This is a genomic window from Roseicyclus persicicus (assembly GCF_012395815.1).
GTDB lineage: Bacteria > Pseudomonadota > Alphaproteobacteria > Rhodobacterales > Rhodobacteraceae > Roseicyclus > Roseicyclus persicicus.
The window spans coordinates 1-16,849 of record NZ_JAAZQQ010000002.1; the positions used below are offsets into that span (position 1 = coordinate 1).

12 protein-coding genes, 3 pseudogenes and 2 riboswitches are annotated in these 16,849 nt (G+C 62.9%); of the genes and pseudogenes, 7 read left to right on the forward strand and 8 right to left on the reverse strand.

What is annotated here, in order from left to right; translation table 11 throughout:
• The 6 genes and pseudogenes from HCU73_RS18905 to nthA form a co-directional block, all read right to left on the reverse strand.
• Nucleotides 1-89 (reverse strand): annotated as a pseudogene (locus HCU73_RS18905) (dTDP-4-dehydrorhamnose reductase); the annotation flags it as partial.
• A 4-nt stretch (nt 90-93) separates the two neighbouring features.
• Nucleotides 94-1,134 (reverse strand): dTDP-glucose 4,6-dehydratase, encoded by a 1,041-nt coding sequence (gene rfbB, locus HCU73_RS05225; RefSeq protein ID WP_168622387.1) that lies wholly within the window; start codon nt 1,132-1,134, stop codon nt 94-96.
• Entirely contained in the window at nt 1,131-1,703 is a 573-nt protein-coding gene (gene rfbC / locus HCU73_RS05230) for a dTDP-4-dehydrorhamnose 3,5-epimerase (protein WP_168622388.1), read from the reverse strand. Before rfbC ends, rfbB begins: the two co-directional genes overlap by 4 nt.
• Nucleotides 1,704-1,960: 257 nt before the next feature.
• Entirely contained in the window at nt 1,961-2,263 is a 303-nt protein-coding gene (locus tag HCU73_RS05235; RefSeq protein WP_239025463.1) for a nitrile hydratase accessory protein, read from the reverse strand.
• A complete protein-coding gene (nthB, locus tag HCU73_RS05240; RefSeq protein ID WP_168622390.1) occupies nt 2,250-2,906 on the reverse strand; it encodes a nitrile hydratase subunit beta in 657 nt (218 codons plus the stop codon). Before nthB ends, HCU73_RS05235 begins: the two co-directional genes overlap by 14 nt.
• Nucleotides 2,903-3,513 (reverse strand): annotated as a pseudogene (gene nthA / locus HCU73_RS05245) (nitrile hydratase subunit alpha). Before nthA ends, nthB begins: the two are co-directional and overlap by 4 nt.
• Nucleotides 3,514-3,649: 136 nt before the next feature.
• Between nthA and HCU73_RS05250 the strand changes: the two are divergent.
• The 4 genes from HCU73_RS05250 (at nt 3,650) to HCU73_RS05265 (ending at nt 7,715) form a co-directional block, all read left to right on the forward strand.
• On the forward strand, nt 3,650-4,753 hold the full coding sequence (locus HCU73_RS05250) for a sel1 repeat family protein (protein WP_168622392.1): 1,104 nt from the start codon (nt 3,650-3,652) through the stop codon (nt 4,751-4,753).
• A 203-nt stretch (nt 4,754-4,956) separates the two neighbouring features.
• Entirely contained in the window at nt 4,957-5,154 is a 198-nt protein-coding gene (locus HCU73_RS05255; protein WP_168622393.1) for a hypothetical protein, read from the forward strand.
• A 188-nt stretch (nt 5,155-5,342) separates the two neighbouring features.
• Nucleotides 5,343-6,233 (forward strand): Hint domain-containing protein, encoded by an 891-nt coding sequence (locus HCU73_RS05260; protein WP_168622394.1) that lies wholly within the window; start codon nt 5,343-5,345, stop codon nt 6,231-6,233.
• Between the two features lie 210 nt (nt 6,234-6,443).
• The gene (locus HCU73_RS05265) at nt 6,444-7,715 is read left to right on the forward strand and encodes a hemolysin family protein (RefSeq protein ID WP_168622395.1); all 1,272 of its coding nucleotides are present in this window, start codon (nt 6,444-6,446) and stop codon (nt 7,713-7,715) included.
• Here the strand turns inward: HCU73_RS05265 and HCU73_RS05270 are convergent.
• A pseudogene (locus HCU73_RS05270) lies at nt 7,716-8,699 on the reverse strand (calcium/sodium antiporter).
• Between the two features lie 463 nt (nt 8,700-9,162).
• Between HCU73_RS05270 and HCU73_RS05275 the strand changes: the two are divergent.
• On the forward strand, nt 9,163-10,950 hold the full coding sequence (locus HCU73_RS05275) for a sensor histidine kinase (protein WP_168622396.1): 1,788 nt from the start codon (nt 9,163-9,165) through the stop codon (nt 10,948-10,950).
• 809 nt (nt 10,951-11,759) lie between these two features.
• Here HCU73_RS05275 and HCU73_RS05285 read toward each other — a convergent pair.
• Nucleotides 11,760-13,094 (reverse strand): Hint domain-containing protein, encoded by a 1,335-nt coding sequence (locus tag HCU73_RS05285; protein WP_168622398.1) that lies wholly within the window; start codon nt 13,092-13,094, stop codon nt 11,760-11,762.
• Nucleotides 13,095-13,908: 814 nt separating this feature from the next.
• On the opposite strand from HCU73_RS05285, the gene HCU73_RS05290 reads away from it, so the two are divergent.
• Both HCU73_RS05290 and HCU73_RS05295 read left to right on the forward strand, forming a co-directional pair.
• Complete coding sequence (locus HCU73_RS05290; RefSeq protein ID WP_275403017.1) at nt 13,909-14,721, forward strand: glycosyltransferase; 813 nt, start codon at nt 13,909-13,911, stop codon at nt 14,719-14,721.
• Between the two features lie 579 nt (nt 14,722-15,300).
• Nucleotides 15,301-15,404: riboswitch (SAM-I-IV-variant riboswitch) on the forward strand.
• 247 nt (nt 15,405-15,651) lie between these two features.
• Entirely contained in the window at nt 15,652-16,707 is a 1,056-nt protein-coding gene (locus HCU73_RS05295) for a tyrosine-type recombinase/integrase (RefSeq protein WP_168623221.1), read from the forward strand.
• A 5-nt stretch (nt 16,708-16,712) separates the two neighbouring features.
• Nucleotides 16,713-16,816: riboswitch (SAM-I-IV-variant riboswitch) on the forward strand.
• Nucleotides 16,817-16,849: the final 33 nt, after the last annotated feature.

Consider the following 16,849-nt stretch of genomic DNA (forward strand, 5'->3'; position numbering starts at 1 on the left):
ATATCCCGGCCGAGCGCAGTGACCTCCGGGGCCAGCGCCTGCAGTTCCGTGGCCACCTGGCCGGTGCGGCCGAAGACGAGGACCGTCATGCCGTCACCCCGCCTTGCCCAGCCGCTGCCCGACGCCGTCGCGGGCCTGCAGCGCGCGCCACCAGTCCTCGTGGGCGAGGTACCAGTCGACCGTGCGGGCCAGACCCTCCTCCACCGTCACCGAGGGCGACCAGCCCAGCTCCTCCCGGATCCGCGTCGCGTCGATCGCGTAGCGCAGGTCGTGGCCGGGGCGGTCGGTGACGTAGGTGATCAGCCGGTCATGCGGCGCACCCGCGGGGCGGCGTTCGTCGAGCAGTGTGCAGATCGTGCGTACCAGGTCGATGTTCCGCCGCTCGTTGTTGCCGCCGATGTTGTAGCTCCGCCCCAGCGCGCCGGTCTCGCACACGAGCAGCAGCGCCTCGGCGTGATCTTCTACATAAAGCCAGTCGCGCACGTTCAGGCCCTGCCCGTAGACCGGGATCGGCTTGCCCGCCAGCGCGTTCAGGATCACCACCGGGATCAGCTTCTCGGGGAAGTGGTAGGGCCCGTAGTTGTTCGAGCAGTTGGTCAGCACGACCGGCAGCCCGTAGGTCTCGTGCCAGGCGCGCACCAGGTGGTCCGACGCGGCCTTCGACGCGGAATAGGGGCTGTTCGGCGCGTAGGGCGTGTCCTCGGTGAAGAGGCCCGTCTCGCCAAGGGTGCCGTAGACCTCGTCGGTCGAGATGTGGTGGAAGCGGAAGCCCTCGGGCTTGCCTTGCGCCGTCCAGAAGGCCCGCGCGGCCTCCAGAAGCGTGTAGGTCCCGGTGACGTTCGTCTCGATGAAGGTGCCGGGCCCGTCGATGGAGCGGTCGACATGGCTCTCGGCGGCAAGGTGCATGATCGCGTCGGGGCGGTGCGCGGCGAGGATCCGGTCCATCGCCGAGCGGTCGCAGATGTCGGCCAGCTCGAAGGCGTAGAGCGGGCTGTCCGCCACGCTCGCCACGTTGTCGAGGCAGGCGGCATAGGTCAGCTTGTCGACGTTGACGACCGCGTGCCCGCGGGCCACCGCCAGCCGCACCACGGCCGAGCCGATGAACCCCGCCCCGCCCGTCACCAGAAGATTCATGCAGCAGAATCCTCATACAAGAACGGGCTGTCGAACCCGGCGAAGGCCCCCGCCGCCGCATCCTTGGCCGACAGGATCGGGGCCGTGTCGCCCAAGCCCCAGTCGATCCCGAGGTCGGGATCGTCGTAGCGCAGCGCGCCCTCGGTCTCGGGCGCGTAGCCGTCGGAACACTTGTAGATGATCTCGGTATCCGGCGCCCGCGTCACGAAGCCATGCGCGAAGCCCGCGGGGATCATCAGCTGGCGGCCGTTCTCGAAGCTCAGCTCGATCCCGAACCACTTGCCATAGGTCGGCGATCCCTTGCGGATGTCCACGGCCACGTCGAACAACAGCCCCCGCCCGCAGCGCACCAGCTTGGCCTGCGCCCGCGGCGGCTTCTGGAAATGCAGCCCCCGCACCGTGCCGACCTGCGCCGACAGCGAGTGGTTGTCCTGCACGAACTCGATATCGATGCCGTGCTGCGCCAGCTTCGACCGGCTCCACGTCTCCGAGAAAAACCCCCGCGAATCCCCGAACCGCGCTGGCGTCACAACAACCAACCCGGGCAAACCGGTCTCTTCAATCAACATAACTATGCTTCCGCTTCAATGACGCGGCCATGAGACGCCACGGACGCTCAAGAATGCAAAACCACAGGTCACGCGGGGGTTCAACCATCAGTGCTGCACATCGATCGAACGGCATATTCTGCTGCTTTCCTTGGCGAGAAATGTTGGTCCCTGGTTAGTAGTTTGGCGTCTTGTGGTGCCGGGACCCCGTGGTTGACTAGGCTTGATTGCTGGCCATCCGATGAGGCGTGCAGTTCTTTCCCCTCGAACAGCCCTGCCTAGCCTTCCGCCGCCGACAGCAGGATCGGCTGGCCGTGCGGCGTGGCCCGGGCCGCTGCTTGCCAACGCTCTGTCATCCGTTGCACTTCCTCGGCCGCCGCAACGCCGCGCTCCTCCAGCAGCGAGACAAGCGCCTCGGCCCAGACCGTCCAGTACGTCACGGCATCGGCATCCTGAACGCGGGGCCCGAACACCGCTGCCCACTCCCTCCACTCGAACTGGCCCGCCTCGTTGAGGGCGACGGTCAGGGCGAAGAGCTGCGCCTGCCAGGGTTCCTGGAAGGGAGCCTCAGGCAGGTTCAAGGTAGGGCTCCCAGGCATCGATGCTCACTCTGAGGGTCGGGTCCGCGTCCTCGCCGAAGAGGTCGCCGGCGTCGAAGCGGGCGGTGTAGAGAGGGCAGGGCTGCTCTCCCAGGCCATGCGCATTGCTGTCCGGGTAGACATGCGACCCGTGCAGCGCCTCGACGATGCCCACATGCCCCCGCGCGTAGGAGGGCAGGCGGGTGTGTCCCGCAGGCTGGTGGTTGCGGCAGCGCACCCGGTCGCCCACGGCGAAGATCGGCGCCGGTCCCGGCCGTTCCGTCGGGCCGCCCTTGGCCAGCACCTCGGGCATCGCTGTGGCGGAGAGGCGCCGGTCGGCCCTCACGCCGGGCCGGAGCGCATGGCCTTCGGCCAGTTCTTCGGGCGTCACCTCGCCGGCGCGCACGAGCAGCGTCTCCAACGCCCGCAGCCAGATCTCGTAGTAGCTCGACGCGTAGTAGACGGCCGGCGGCAGGCTTTCGCGCGCATGGCGGGAGACGTCGATGTTCCAGTACCCCAACGCAGCAGACGCCAACGTCACCCCGAGCACACGCTTTTCCCAGTCCGCGTGGAAGCGCTCTCCCTCGTCCTCCGGGATGACGGCGCCGAACCCATGGCGTCCCCCGATGTCCTGTGGCCCGTTCATGCCGCCTCCGGGGCGAGCGGCTGGCCGCAGCCGATCATGCTGTCCCGCGGACGAGCCGGGCCAGCGCCTCGGCGTCCAGGCCCTCGGTGCCCGGCGGCCGCTCGGGAATGACGAGGTAGCGGATCTCGGCCGTCGAGTCCCAGACACGGATCTCCGTCGTCTCCGGCAGCTGCACGCCGAACTCTGCGAGCACCGCCCGCGGCTCGCGCACGGCGCGGGAACGGTAGGCCGGGGCCTTGTACCACGTCGGCGGCAGCCCCAGCACGGGCCACGGGTAGCAGGAACAGAGCGTGCAGACGACGAGGTTGTGCCGTTCGGCCGTGTTGAAGACGGCGACCATGTGTTCGCCCTGACGCCCGAAATACCCCATCGAGGCGATGGCGGCGGTCGCGTCCTCCTCCAGCCACGCGGCGAAGTCCGGATCGCTCCAGGCCCGGGCGACGACGGCGGCGCCGTTCCGGGGACCGACCTTGTTTTCGTAGGTGTCGATGATGGCATCGACGGCGGCGGGATCGACGAGGCCCTTCTCGACGAGGATCGTCTCGAGCGCGCGGACCCGCGCCGTCATCTCGTCCAGTTCGTTGTCGTGGTGCGGGTGGTCGTGCATGGCGGCCCCTCCTGCCGTCACTATGCCCAGTCTTGGTGTCTGTTCCAAGCGGTTGACCCGCCGGGACGATTTGGCCGACACTTGCACGAGGTTGAACGACGTCGGAGACATGCCGGCTCGAAAAAGGGGGCTCACCATGAACCGCGTCTTCTTGGCCATCCTGTCTCTTGGACTGGCGGTGGCAGGCAGCGTCACGCCGGCCTCTGCCGACAGGCTCGATCCGCGATGGGATGCGGATCGGAGCCGCTACATTGGCCTGTCGGACCTCGCCTGCGCAGGCAACACAGGCGCCCTCCAGGAGTTGAGCCGCGATGCCGGGCAATTCGGCAACCCGGTTGCGATGAACGCCTACGCCTGGCTTGCGCTTCCCAGCAGCAACTGCACCGGTGCCCCCGTTCACCGCGACACCGCCCTCGACTACTGGTACTTGTCTGCAGAAGCCGGCTTTCCGCCGGGCATGTACAACTGGGCGATGGCGAACCTCGACGGTGTCTTCGGTCTGGACCGCGATGTCGGTGAAGGCTTGCACTGGCTCGAGAACGCGGCAGGTGCCGGCTTCGCGCTCGCGGCGTCGGAGCTCGCCCTCATCTACGCGGAGGGTCGCCACGGGGTGCGCCCGGACGCGGGCCCGGCACGGCACTACCTCCGCACGGCAGACCAGCTTGGTCTTGCGCCCGACAGGCTGCAAGACCTCACGGGGCGTGTCGATGCGGCCCTTGCCAGAGGCGCCCCCCGTCCGCAGCCGCAACCCGCTCCACAACCCGGGCCGGCCGCGCCTGCCGGCGGTGACGGCTATTTCCAGGTGTCCATCGGCACCGCATCCTCCTACGGGGGGCGCGTGCCGCGGCTGGGCGACCGCCAGAGCATGGGCAACTGGGTCGACGAGGTGGTCTACGTCGCGCAAGCCTTCGGTCGCGAAGGCGGCTGCTGGACGACGGGAAGCCTCTGGATGGTGGGCCGTAGCCGGGTCGAGTTGACCCAGTATGCAGCCGCCACGCTGGAGCAGATGATCCAGAACTCGGCGCAGGACCGCCAGGCGGGACGGTCGGCGCCTTATGTGCAGGATTTCCGCGACCTCAATGACGGCATCTCCTTCGTGGAGCGGAACCAGGGACGGGTCGACAACACCGGCCTTCCCTTCATGTGGACCCTCGCCGAGGCGCAGGCTTATGGTCCGCGGTGTTCCGGCAATACGGGTGACGTCGTCTATCCTGCCCCGGTTCGGGCGCAGGCCCGTTGATCCCGCTGCTGCTGACCTCCCGCTACGCGGTGTATGCCTGGTCCAAGTCGGCTCCTCACCCCATTTCGCGTGTCCTAAACGTGGCCAATCGGTCGGCGAACGCATTCCGCGTGCTCTGGTGAAAGGGTCAACCATCGACTGGGTGCCGCTGGCAGAGCTGCCCGGCCGGGTAACTATTTTTCTTCGAGACCCAGGAACATGACGTGATCGTCGCCAATGGCGCGCCGGCGGAGACCTTCATCGACTACGTTGGACGGCAGGTATTCGACAACTACGCCGAGTATGTCGCCCTCTACGGCGAGGAGCGGATCATCACCGAGGCGCCTTATCCGCGCATCTCCACCCCCCGCCTGCTGCCCTCGGCGCTGAAGGCGCGGCTGGGGATCGGAAGGGCGGCCTGAGGGGCGCGATATCGCACGACCGCAGGACAGGCTGTCATGGTCGCTGCGTCTGCGGCGTGCCTGTTCCGCTGTGGCACCCCAAGAAAACCGTTGAATTCGCATACCGGCGTGCGACCGTGCGACAGCGGACGACGCGTCTGAGTCGCGGCGCGGCTGGTCGGCGGATGTCGATGCTTTGGGGGAACGGCATGGCGAGCTACTTCGTTTCGTCAACTGCGCAGTACAGCTCGTCCACACAGACACTGATTGGTGCATTTGACGACGACGTCATCCTCTCCGACGGCAAGCCGGGCGAGACGACCTTTGAGCTGAACGAAGCCCTCGCCCACCCGCAGACCGACGTCCAATACAAGGGAAAGGTCGTCATCGACGGCATCGAATATCCGGTATTCCAGACAGGGTTCGGAAGCGGTGTGTACCTTATCGCATCGTACAAACCCCTTGCGGAGATGAACTTTCCGGCTTCGCTGACGCTGCCTCTTGCCGATACATCCAGCTTCACGGTCTGTTTTGCCGCCGGCACCGGCATCGCCACGCCGAACGGCGAGCGCGCGGTCGAGACACTGGCGATCGGAGATGGGATCCTCACGGCGGACGGCCGGTGCGTCGAGGTAATCTGGATCGGCCGACAGATCGTGCAGAAGATCTTTGCCGGCGACCGGATGATGCCGGTGCGGATCCGGGCCGGGGCCCTCGGTGAAGGCCTCCCGCATGGCGACCTGACGGTCACCGCCGATCACGCGCTGATCCTCGACGGTCTCGCGATTAACGCAGGGGCGCTGGTGAACGGCAGCAGCATCGACTGGGTGCCGCTGGCGGAGTTGCCCGAGCGCGTGACCTATTATCACATCGAGACCGAGGGCCACGACGTCATCCTCGCCAACGGCGCGGCGGCGGAAACCTACGTGGACTACGTCGGGCGGCAAGCCTTCGAGAACTACGCAGAGTACGTCGCCCTCTACGGCGAGGAGCGGATCATCACCGAGGCGCCCTGGCCCCGCATCTCCACCCCCCGTCTCCTGCCCCCTGCGCTGAAGGCGCGGCTGGGGATCGGTCAGAGCGTCGCCCTGCGCGCGTGAGTCGGGCACGTGCCCAGTGCGACACCAAGCCTTACACGGAGCGGAGGGCCCTAATCTGCCCCCCTGAGCACTGGACCGCTTGAAGCTGGAGTTTTCGGCTAGACTTTCCTGGCTGGAAGAGGAGTGGCGCAGTTCGGCCTGTCGCCTTTGCGTTTCGGAGCGCAGGCACTTACTTGCGCCTGATCCTGTTCCTCGATGAATATCCACCAAATGCTGCTCGAGCTCGCAATTCTGGTTTGCCTCATCGCTCTTAATGGCGCACTGGCCATGTCGGAGCTTGCTATCGTGTCGTCTCGTCCTGCCCGGCTGAAAGCAAGGGGCGATCGTAGGTCACTGCAGGCGCTAAGGCTCGCCGAGGACCCAGGTCGGTTTCTCTCGACGGTCCAGATCGGCATCACGCTGGTAGGAATACTGTCGGGTGCTTTCTCCGGTGCGACCCTCGGTCTTCGGGTCTCGACCGCATTGCAGGACATAGGTCTCGCCTGGTCTGTAGCTCAGCCTGTCGGTGTTGGATCTGTCGTGGTGGGCGTTACCTATTTCTCTCTCATTATTGGCGAACTGGTCCCTAAACAGCTCGCCCTTTCCAACCCTGAAGGCATCGCGGCGCGGGTGGCTCCGGCGATGGCTACCCTTGCACTGGTTGCGGCACCGCTTGTCTGGGTGCTCGATCGATCCGGTAAGGCTGTCCTTCGCATGCTGGGGCAGGACAGACGTCAGGCGGCAAAGGTCAGCGACGAAGAAATCCAACTGATCATAGCGGAGGCCGAAAGCGCCGGTGTGATCGAGAAAGCCGAAACCGCCATGATAGAAGGGGTAATGCGTATCGCCGATCGCACGGCCAAGGGGCTGATGACGCCGCGGCATGAGGTTACTACGGCTGACGCTCGACAAAGCCGGTCGGAAATTCTTGATCAGTTCCGCTTGTCTGGCAGGACCCGTTTGCCGTTGCGCGACGGGGGCCCAGACTACATTGTCGGCATCTTGCACGCTCGCGATCTGCTTTCTGCCGAACCAGACAATTTCGACCCACGAGGCATCATGATGAATGCCCCCGTGATCCACGATGCCCTACCCGCACTTGAGGTCATCGAGCGGTTGCGAGCATCGTCCGAGCATATGCTGCTCGTCTACGATGAGTATGGTCACTTCGAAGGGATCGTGACCGCGATGGACGTTCTCGGTGCCATTGCGGGCGGTTTCGACGAGATCGAGACTGACGAGCCAAAAGTCGTCGAACGGGAGGATGGCTCACTGCTTGTGGCGGGCTGGATGCCGGTCGACGAGTTTGTCGACCGCATCAATGTGTCAGGCGTAGAAGCCGGCGACTTCGAGACCGTTGCGGGTCTGTTCCTGGATATGTCGGAAGAACTGCCACGCGTCGGCCAGGTCGTTCGGATCGGTGACTGGCGAGTGGAAGTCGTGGATATGGATGGGCGTCGGATCGACAAGCTCTTGGTGCACAGGGACAGTGGAGGCAGATGATTAGGGCCAAATCGCATAAACGTAGACGGCATAGCCTGCGAGGAGAACAGCGCCTTCCCGTCGCGAGATCCTCAGCCCTGTCCAAGCAAAGACCACCAATGCCAGCGAGACACCGATCATCACTAGGTTGTCGAAAGTGACGATCTCGATCGGCACCGACCCGGGAGCAATCAGCGCAGTGAACCCGCCGATCCCAAGAATATTTTAGATGTTGGAGCCGACGATGTTGCCGAAGGCAACGTCACCCTGTCTTTTCAAACCGGCGACCACTGAGGTAACGAACTCCGGCATCGATGTGCCAACGGCTACGATAGTTAGACCAATCACTGTTTCAGAGATCCCGAAGCCGCGGGCTAGTGACACGGCTCCCTCGACGAGAAACCTGCCTCCGATCACCACGAGCACCAAACCGCCAAGCGCGATCATTGCGGAGAGCAGGAGGGAGGTTTTCGGCTGTGCTGCTGGTGTTAAGGCGGCATCGGCTCCCTGTAGGGCTAGGCTCTTGTCATACACTGCACCATGTCCTGCAGGCGCGGATGCCCTTTCCTGTCTGAATGCGAGGTATACATACGCGATCAGGGCGAGGACGAATATCGCGCCGATGCTCCGGCCGAGTGGCATTGCAAACGCGACAGCCGAGAACACGACTGCGACCATCAGCATGACGGCTCCGTCGCGCTTAAGTGCTGCCGACGCAATGACCATCGGGGTTATCAGCGCGGCAACACCAACGATGAGCAGGATATTGGCGATGTTGGAGCCCACGATGTTGCCGTAGGCAATGCCTGGCGCATTTGACAGAGCAGCCTGCACGGACGTGACAAGCTCTGGTGTTGAGGTGCCAAAGCCGACCAGTGTGAGCCCAATGACGAGCGGCGAAACGCCGAGGCGTGTGGCGACTTGGACTGCGCCTCGAACCAGAAGCTCGCCACCTGCGATCAGCAAGATGAGGCCTCCGATGAGAGGCAACCAGATTTCCGGCATGCGAGGACTCCAACCGGTTCCTGGCGGACCCTAGCACATGACCGGTATTCGTCCACCGAACGACCTCGCGACTGCTGTTCAACATATTTTTTCAATGACTTCAGAGATTTGGATCTTTGCCTCCTTCAAGGGCAGTCCATGAGCAGAAGAAGATCAGTTCCGGGCCCGGGCACGCTGTGACTGCTACAAGCATTCCAGCGGCGTGATCCCGGCTAGCCCGAGACGGCTGCACAACTTGAGGTGTGCGCCGCCTCGGGCCAGCTCCCCGCGCGAAAGGCGATCAGATTTTGATGCCGACCGGGGGTCAAGTCTCCGCACCGATTGGAAGTCAATGCTCCGCGCCAACTGACCGGGCAGTTCGGAAGCTGCCTCCGTCCGCGAGCTTGCCACTCCTGCGCCTGAATCTCACCACAGAGGCTGGCAACTGTGCAAGCATGGGAAACATCATGTTGAAACCGTCTCGATGACCTGCCTCAACGACCTGACCGCCGATCCCCTGTTCTTCGTGGCCTCGGCCGTCAGCCTCCTGGCGGCGCTGGTCATGGTCTGGACGGTCAGGACGCAGTCCTTCCACGGCAAGTTCTTTTTCGCGCTCACCTTCGTCGGCGTGATCTGGACGCTGATGTCCGTGGGTTTCGAGGCGGCGTCGGCCGGCCAGGCCTGCCAGGTCGGCTGGGCGATCACGGCATGGCTCGGCAACGCGCTGGTGCCGATCGCCTGGTGCTTCTTCGTCTTCTCCTACCTCGGCAATGGCGCTTGGCCGCACGCGCGCAAGGCGCGCCGGGCCGTCGTCTCGATCCCGGTGGCGGTGCTGGCCTTGGCCGTCGCGAACCCGTGGCACAACCTCCTCTATCTCGACACCACGACGATCCCCGCCGGCAGCGACCGCGTCGACTTCGACCACGGCCCGGTCTTCTACGCCATCATCGTCATGCTCTACGGGTTCGTGCTCGCAACGCTTTCGCGCCTCGCAGGGGCTTTCCGTCAGGCCACGCGGTCGGCATGGGGGCTGTTGGCGACGCTTGTCGCCGTCGCGGTCTCGCCGCTTGTTGCGAATGCACTTTACATCGGCCTCGGGGTGACTGTCTTCGGCGCCGATCCTACGGCCTACCTGTTCACGCTCGGCGTTCTCTTCTTCACCCAGCTCCTGGTGTCCAACAAGACCATCGACATGGCCTCCGTCGGCAAATCGATCCTGTTCGACACGATGAGCGAGCCCGTCATCTTGATCGACCGACAGCGCCGCGTCGTGTTGATGAACATGGCCGCGAGGCGCAGCGCGCTGGTCGACGGGAATGGAGCGCTCCTGAGCGAGCTCATCCCCAGTATCAACCTCCCAGTCCAGTCGGGCTGCGCCAACCAGGTCGCCATTGGGAGCCGGGTTTACGAGCCTCGGTCGGCCGGGATCGAGAACCCGCTCGATCCCGCGGGTCCGGTCCTCGGCTGGAGCGTCACCTTCATCGACATCACGGACCGCATCGCGGCCAGCGCCGCTCTTGAGGAGGCCCTGAAGCGGGCCGACGACGCCAACCGCGAAAAGGACGAGTTCATTGCCGTGGTCAGCCACGAGATGCGCACGCCACTGACCTCACTCAAGGGCGGCCTCGCGCTCGCGCTCAGCGGCCGACTGGGCGAGCTGAGCGATCAGGTGCGGTCGTCTCTGGAGATCGCGCATCGCAGCGGGGTGCGCCTGTCGCGGCTCGTGGATGACATCCTCCTGGCGCAGAAGTTGGACCTCGGTGCCCTTTCCCTCGAAAGCCAGCGGGTCGATCTTGCTCGGGCCCTCGAAGAGAGCATCGAGGAGAACCGGCCCTTCGCCGCGGCCCGTGGCGTCCGCCTCGCCACAACGCGCGTCGACCGTCCCTCCATCGTGGTCGGCGACGCCTTCGCCATGCGGCAGATCATCGACAATCTCGTCTCCAACGCGATCAAGTTCTCGCACGAGAATGGCTTGGTCGAATGCACGCTCCGGCGCTCGGACGGCCGGCTGCGCCTGTCGATCCGGGACACCGGACGCGGCATCCCGGACAGCAAGAAGGACCAGGTCTTCGGCCGCTTCCGGCAACTTGCGAACGGCATGGAGGGATCGTCGCAAGGCTCCGGGCTCGGCCTTCACATCGCGCGGCAGCTCGCGCGTCAGATGGACGGCGACGTCTTCTTCGAAAGCACGGAAGGCGTCGGCACGACGTTCCACCTGGAGTTCAGCCACGTGATTGACCTCGAGGCCGTGCCGCCGAGACTGGTCGGCTAACCGAGCCTCATCCTCACCGTCGTGGGTTCAGCCGATCCTCGTGGAGCGCCCCGAAAGGAGCGAGCTGCGGACATGCGCCATGCTCGGCGAGGGCCGGACCTCGATCCCAAACCGCAGCCGACGCCACAAAGATCAGGAGCTGTGCCGGCGACCGCCCAGGAGTCACCTTACGCAGGGCTGCGCTCCTAGCCGGCGTGTTTCTTGAAGAACGCCGCCAAGGCTCGGCGTTGGCGTCCGGTCGGGCCTTGAGATCCACTCTGCCTGGTCGAGCCTGCCGGCGCATGTTTGAAGGCCTCACGCGCCTGGTCGGTCAGGCCGTAGAGCTCGATATACTCGAGTAACGCGTCTTCAAGCTTCTCCGTATACGCACTGCAATCGGGTTTCCCCATCGACGCCTCCGTAGCTGGCAGGCGCAAGATAGGTCGGGGACGGTAAAGAAATGGTTAACGGTTCGTGGTCCAGTCACCTCTCGCGCCAGGGAGGGAGAGGACATGGAAGCACAATTCAAACGCGTCGATGAGCGGGCGGAAACCCTCGCCATGCTGGCGCACGCGACGCCATCGAAGAGGCAGCGGCTGATCGAGGTGTCAACCGTCTAGCAAGAATGCCCCCCGATCGGCATTCAGCTTTCGCCCCAAGTCTAATTTGGAGAGTTGGGCCGAGGCAGCGCAGCAGGATCGAGATCACGTTCGGCAGTTCAAAGGTTCGCTGCATAATCGCCACACGCCAAGACGGGTGCGCCCCAATCCTACTCTTCGCCTTCGCCGCCACCATCTTCCCTTGGCGCTTGCGATCAAAGTGTATGGAGCCTACGCTGCCAGGAGCGTCCCCTCCCACCGTGCAACGGTCGGCCGCGCCAAATCCCCATACACTTCGCTTCCGTCGATGAGTTTGGGAAACCGGGCATAGAGATCGCGCCTGGCTGAAGTAGAAAGGACAGCCAGGCCAACGTCACCTGGAAAGAAGCTCTCGGTCGCAGTGCCCTCGGCGAAAATGATTTCATGGCGGTCTAGCATTACGTGGAAATACTCGACCACGCCTCCCGTCACGATTTCCACATCCTTGTCATCGACAAGATGTTTTGCGGAACAAAGCACCTCATTCAGGCCAAAGAAAAAATCCGAGCGCCAGTCCGCCACTAACATGCGATGCTGTTGTGAGACCCAAAGGTCGCGAGCGTTCCCAAACTTCCCCCGTCTTATTCGAACGGGAGCGTGGCTTCCGAACGCCATGGTTTGAGACGAAGCAATCCAACGGATCGGTTGAGGCCCATGATCGAGGGTGATCAAGATATCACCCTCGCGCAAGTCTTCGACAGGGACGTAGCCGTTTTCCGTCAGGATCAGTGTGCCGCGCACGAAACATATGACGTTTTCGAACCCGCTCGTGTTCGCGATATCTGTCTGTGATACGAGTGTGTCAGAGCCGTTGCCGCCGTCTAGGTCGTCGATTGTGGCTCCCGAGCCAATAAAGACGAGATCATCCCCATCCTTTGTCTCAACATGATCGCCTGTGAAATCATCTCCCAAAACAACCGTGTCGTTGCCCTTTCCGGTGTCGATATCGTCAAGAAAGGCATCGTCGCCCAACTCAATCGCGTCGGCGCCGTCGCCGGTCTTGATATCGACTGCGATTAGGCCATTACCGGCCTGGACAGAGTCGTTTCCGTCTCCGGTTTCGATATGTTGGACGTTGGCATTGTCGCCGAAGGTGATGACATCATCGCCACCGTGGGTCTTGATGTCCTCGTCAGTCTTGAAGTTGTTCCCGAAGGCTAGGACGTCCGAGCCGTCTTTCGAACCTTCATACTTCCCGAGCGTTACATTGTTTCCGGCCGTAAGGGTGACGCTGTCCGCATCGTCCGCCTTGATATCGACATTTGCTGCGGCCACCTCATGAGCTATCGCAATGTCGACGGTCAGATTCACCTTTATTTCTATATCGAAATCATTGGCGTTACTTTCGAGTATCTTTATTTCGAAAGATGTCGGACTGTTGTCAGGTGTCTCGAACTTTGTATCGGCGTTTGCCGCCGACGTGAAGATGAAGACATCGCCCTCGTTGACCTCAATCGTGTCGCCCGCACGGATCTCGTTTGGGCCGAGAGGTTTCTGGTTCTTACTGACAATGTAGTACGTTGCCATGTTCCCGCCTCAGGAGAATTGGGGCGTTCAACACGGCAAAGCTGCAGTGGCTTCTAGGGTGGGAAGGCTGCCTCATTGTTGCCGTGCAATTGCCCAGCTTTTTTCATCATGCTTGTGGGAATGATTTCAAACTGCAAGGTTAACCCCTAGACCGGTCCGCATACCCATCTCGGTGTGTGATTTTCGACACGCCCCGGTCGCCGAACCAAGGAGGACAAGGACCACAGAGGCTTGAGGGCTCTCGTCCAAGTGCATACCTTGCTTCGCGGGATCGAACACAGATGGCCTGAACCGCTGGGATCGTCGTCCGGCTTGAGCTCGAAGCGAACCACGATCGCACCTGGCACGGTCAGCCAGATGCTCAAGCGCAGTGTCGGGTGTGATGACGTCTCGTCCCGAAGCATGCGCGTCGGTGGCGTACATAACGCCTTCCGGCTGGGCTGCATCCTGTCGGTCATCATGTTGGCGGGACGCTGGTCTTCGCGTGAGATGCCGGCAAAGTATGGCCGGCGGATACCGGCGAGCCAGCCCGCGCACGGCCGCTGAGGTGGCGCAGGCAATTGCCGAAGGGGCCAAGGGAACGGTTCCGACAGTCATAACAGAATGATGGTTCCCGCGTTGCGGCGTTCGCGGCGAATGATCAGTTGATTGAGGATTTGCGCATAATGACATGCGCACTAGCCGTTGAAGGCGCGATACCACAGAATCCGAGGATGCCGCCTTTTCGTTGTGGAAGATCCTTGTATCGCTGAATCCCGAAAAACAGTTCAGAGAATGTAGGGAAAGAAATTTGTCTGGTCCGAGAAGCGATATTTTGGGTCTAGTTCGGTTCTGTATGGTGCAGGACAATCCGCGTGGCTTTCCAACTCTCGTCGGTGTACCACGGCCCGAGCGCGAGGCGCGACTGTTCACGCGGGCGAACCTCGATCATCGCCTTCGGATGTTCGGGAATGTTCTTCTTCACACCCTAAAGCGGCAGACCGATCGCGATTTTTCGTTGGCGGTCCTGACAACAACGAACTTGCCTTCCTGGGCGTTGAACCAGCTCAGTGACATGCTGGATGAAGCGCTCGGCACGCGCGCTTTCGTGATCTCTGCACCGCCGAGTGCAATCCTCCGTCAGGCTTGCAGAGCAGCGCTGCGAAGGGGGATCGACGCCGCCGCTGACCGCTTCGTTACCTTTCGGATAGACGATGACGATGGCCTCAACGTCGAGTACATCGCGAAACTCAGGAACCAGCTGAACAAGAGCATGCAAACGGAAGTCGTGACTTTCGTGCCGGGCCTCGAATGCGTAGTGCAGGTGGAACCTGCCTTTCGGCGCGACCCCAGGCCGTTTTCGGGCGCCGGGCTTGCTGCCATCCATCATCGCGACGACGCTGATGGAACAGAAAGGTTTCTCAGCGTCTATCAGTTGGGACCGCACAGGAAGGTGTCCGAACATCTTCCGCCCGTAGTCATCGATGATGGCTTGGGTTTCCTGCGGCTGATACATGGATCGAACGTGTCAGGCGTCGGAATGAGCAGGCATGGACACCTATACCTTTGGGAGGGATACGCATCGATGAGCAAAGCCTTCGGCTTTGAAGACCCCAAAGGTCTCTTGGCGTCGCTGGTGCAGACCTGATCTGGCGTCTGGTAGCCTCCAGCCGATCGGCAGCTGCAGTGGTGGCGCTCGCATCCACGAGGCGCCAGACTGCCCCCCATCTTCGTGTGTCCGCTCTCGAGCCGGCCCTCTGCAAGTTCCGCACCACAATTCTTGCCCGCCCCGGCAGCGCCACGCCAACGCCGTGACGATCGGCATTGCTCCAACATCCTCGCAGTTCGATTGAACGACCGCGAGGATGCACCTTTCCAACCCACTGAAACGCGAACTACGAGGTGAAGCGGCGTGCCGATATCATCGTGCTCGGGCACTCTCTCGAACCGGTGGCGTTCGTTCCACCACTTTGGGACGACAGCGCCGCCGGTTGCCTGGTCGGTGCGGTGAAACCCCAGACCCCCGACGAATAGGCGGTCGTGCAGCGGTATTTGTCGCGGGAAACCCGCACGCGCGCTTAGGACGATCCCAGCGTCCGGTTACCTGCCGTGGCAACCCGACTAAGCCTGGATGTTTCCGACGGGCGGCGTTCTTGAACCGCGCCATGAGACACCACCCTCGTGCGGCACACGGCCTTGCAATAAAGGCCGCCTCAACTTAGACTTCTCCACACATCAAGAGTGGGGCTCGCGCCTCTACCAACCTGCCAAACCCGGCAAGGTGGTCGCCCGAAAGGGGATGTGGCCGGTTCGGCAACGAAAGGGGTTGCTTCACCCTCTCATCGATCGCCGTGCCGGTCCCCGAAAAGGAGACCGAGATGGCTTCATTCCGTGACATCACCTTCGACGCATCTGCTTCGCCAGCGGCGCGATCGGTGAGATCCCGAACCTGTTCAAGGACATGTTACGTACCCACGCGGTCGAACGCGACCGGCCGGGGCGTGGCTGCTTGTGCCTGTACTTCCTCGTTCTTCGTTATTGGTGCCGTGCACTCGAAGGAAAACCACCGGTGCCGCGCATGACCAGACAAAACAGGTCCGTCTCGGACACTGCCGCAAGCTGGCTCAAGACCTGCGAGCGCAATGGCCTCGAACGCTCCACGATCAAGACCTACGCGAGCCATCTGCACGTTCACATCCTCCCAAGGATCGGGGGTCTCTTAGTGTCGGATCTGACGCGGTCCGACATCCGGGACTTCATGGACGGCCTGCTCGACGATGGCGTCTCCCGGACCATGGTCAGGAAGGTCATGGTCACACTGCGATCAATGCTCGCAGAGGCCGTAGAGCGGGAGTGGGTCCATCACAACGTCGCCTCCGACGTCCGGCTGAAACGCGGCAATGGCCGTGATCGCAAGCGCGTCGTGATCCCCACGAAGGACGAAATCCGCACGATCATGACGAAGGCGCCGGCGAGCCACAGGACGATGTTCACCGTGGCCATCTTCACGGGCATGCGGATTTCGGAATTGCGCGGTCTCTTCTGGGATGCCGTCGACTTCGACCGCAGGGTCATCAAGATCAAGCGCCGGGCCGACGAGTTCGGCCAGATCGGGCCGCCGAAGAGCAGGGCAGGGGAGCGCGACATCCCCATGGCTCCGACCGTGCTCGACGCGCTCGCAGCCTGGAAGAAATCCGGCCTGACCACCGACGATGGGCCCGTCTTCCCCAATGCGGCCGGGGGGATCCAGAACTACAACAACCTCTACAACCGTGTGTTCAGGCCGATGCTGATCGAGAACGGCATCACCGACGAAGCAGGCGCCGCCAAGTTCGGCATCCATGCCCTGCGACATGCCGCTGCTTCGCTGTTCATCGAGCAGGGGTGGAACCCGAAGAAGATCCAAACCTTGCTCGGGCACGCGTCGATCAACATGACTATGGACGTCTACGGCCACCTCTTCGAGAACCTCGAGGAGGATGTCGCGATGTTCGAGAAGCTGGAGAACGACCTGTTCTCTGCCGGCGCGAAACAATCCGATGGCTGCCGATCACCTGAACCGTCGAGGCCTGTGGTCATCGGCACCGATCCGATCCCCCCCACCGATCTTGCGTCGGCAGCAACCAAGGTCTAGCTTTTTCCCTGCATCAAGAGCGAGGCGCATGCCTCCGCCAACCTGCCAGACCCGGCAAGGTGGTCGCCCGAAAGGGGATGTGGCCAGTTCGGCAACGAAGGGGTTCGCGTCATCCAAAGAGCGTTCATCGCGCCGGTCTCAC

What these genes read in the sequence shown, in the direction of transcription:
- HCU73_RS05250 (WP_168622392.1), top strand. Translation starts at nt 3,650, where the DNA reads ATGAACCGCGTCTTCTTGGCCATCCTGTCTCTTGGACTGGCGGTGGCA.
- HCU73_RS05265 (WP_168622395.1), top strand. Translation starts at nt 6,444, where the DNA reads ATGCTGCTCGAGCTCGCAATTCTGGTTTGCCTCATCGCTCTTAATGGC.
- HCU73_RS05285 (WP_168622398.1), bottom strand. Translation starts at nt 13,094, where the DNA reads ATGGCAACGTACTACATTGTCAGTAAGAACCAGAAACCTCTCGGCCCA.
- HCU73_RS05295 (WP_168623221.1), top strand. Translation starts at nt 15,652, where the DNA reads ATGACCAGACAAAACAGGTCCGTCTCGGACACTGCCGCAAGCTGGCTC.
- rfbC (WP_168622388.1), bottom strand. Translation starts at nt 1,703, where the DNA reads ATGTTGATTGAAGAGACCGGTTTGCCCGGGTTGGTTGTTGTGACGCCA.
- nthB (WP_168622390.1), bottom strand. Translation starts at nt 2,906, where the DNA reads ATGAACGGGCCACAGGACATCGGGGGACGCCATGGGTTCGGCGCCGTC.
- HCU73_RS05260 (WP_168622394.1), top strand. Translation starts at nt 5,343, where the DNA reads ATGGCGAGCTACTTCGTTTCGTCAACTGCGCAGTACAGCTCGTCCACA.
- HCU73_RS05275 (WP_168622396.1), top strand. Translation starts at nt 9,163, where the DNA reads ATGACCTGCCTCAACGACCTGACCGCCGATCCCCTGTTCTTCGTGGCC.
- rfbB (WP_168622387.1), bottom strand. Translation starts at nt 1,134, where the DNA reads ATGAATCTTCTGGTGACGGGCGGGGCGGGGTTCATCGGCTCGGCCGTG.